Raw genomic sequence first — 1,662 nt, forward strand, 5'->3', positions numbered from 1 at the left:
CTATGTTTTATTCTATTAAAAGTTCCCCTACTACCTAAAAGAAATCCTACTATTTCCTCTTCAAATGTAGCTACTAAAAGTAAATTTTCATCTATAACACTTTTTTCAATAATTCCTTCAATTTCTTTAACACTTATAGTTCTTTCTCCTTCTTCAAACATCATAAATTTGGTTTCTCTATCTAAATTTATAAGCATATTTAAATAATTTTCTGCATCCTCTATTTTTGCTTTTCTAATTTCTACTCTTCTCATTATTCTCCCCCATTAAATTCTCTTGTTTTTTCTGAATTATTAAATATCATAATTCCTTGAACATAATCACTCGTTACATTATTCCCCTTTTTTTCCTTGAATAGATATTCTTCATTTTTAAAAGGACTCTTTTCTCCAATTAAATTAATAAATCTATCTTCCTTATATTTCTTCATAAAGGAATAATCAATAAACTCTTTTCTTGGTGTGTATTCATCTTTATTTTGATAAACACCTAAAATTGAATATACCTTTCCTTTAACTGGTGATTCTTCATTATTTAAAAGAATTCCAAATCTTTCATCTTCCTCTGTTCCATAATTACTTTTCAAATAATCACTATAGATATGCTCACTTCCAAACTGACCAAAAAATTTCTCATCTTTCTTCAAATTATATATAAATGAAAAATTTCTCATCATTACTTTGTCTCTCATATCTTTTCCTGTTTCTATTGGATATAAGCTTTTTATAGAATTTTCAAAATAGATATAATTTTCTCTAAAATACTCTTTAACCTCTTCTTTATGATTTTCATATATAACTTTTAAATATATATCTGCATCTTTTTCTCCTTCTAAAGTTTTATTAATAGCATTTTCAAGGTTTATAGGTATCTTTTTATTTTTATCTATTAATGTACTTATACCTTTTATAGCAGTTCTTTTCTGATGTTCAATATCTAAACCATATATATTTATTTTTTCATTTTCTTCTAATTCACTATTGTACTTATATAACCATTTATAAAATTCATATTCTTCTTCGCTATAGGCCATTGCTCCCTTTAGTTCATTCATATAAAAATTCAAATCTTCTTCATTTCCCCTTTGAATATATCTATTTAATAATAAACCACTACAATATCCTATTTCTACAATTATGTTTTTCACATTTGCATTTTTATTTAAATAAGAAAACAATTCTTTTTTAAAGCTATAACTTTTTTTCATTGCATGTGTTTCACCTGATAAAAACACTTTATAATTATCCACTTCAATTTTTTCTATTCCCGTATTATTCTTGATATAATTTTCTACCTCTCTCCTATTCACGTAAAAGCTTATACTTACGATAAAAAATATAACTCCTACTATCACTATAACACTATACTTTCTTCCTCTCATACTAACCCCCATTACACAACCTTCTATAAATTATAACCTTTTTATCTATTTTTTACCATATATGCTTGAGGATAATAAAAAAACTCCAAGAATTCAAAATTCCTGAAGTTTTCTATATAATATTTCTAAATTAAAAATGCTACATATAATGGTACTGATTTTATTCCATTTTCAAATCCAAAATTCTTTCCTGATATTCTTATTGCATATTTAGGATTATATTTTTTTATATATTGATTTAAGCTTTTAGCTCTAACATGTTCTGCTGCTTTTACTTCTAT

The 1,662-nt window shown here is 24.5% G+C and carries 1 protein-coding gene and 1 pseudogene; both read right to left on the reverse strand.

Going from position 1 to position 1,662, the window contains the following annotated elements:
* Positions 1-254, reverse strand: a pseudogene (locus ACRDDY_RS05890) (GNAT family N-acetyltransferase); the annotation flags it as partial.
* The gene (locus ACRDDY_RS05895; protein WP_438564044.1) at positions 254-1,381 is read right to left on the reverse strand and encodes an erythromycin esterase family protein; all 1,128 of its coding nucleotides are present in this window, start codon (positions 1,379-1,381) and stop codon (positions 254-256) included. The gene ACRDDY_RS05895 and the pseudogene ACRDDY_RS05890, both read right to left, overlap by 1 nt.
* Positions 1,382-1,662: the final 281 nt, after the last annotated feature.

The organism is Clostridium sp., assembly GCF_051656525.1.
GTDB lineage: Bacteria > Bacillota > Clostridia > Clostridiales > Clostridiaceae > Clostridium.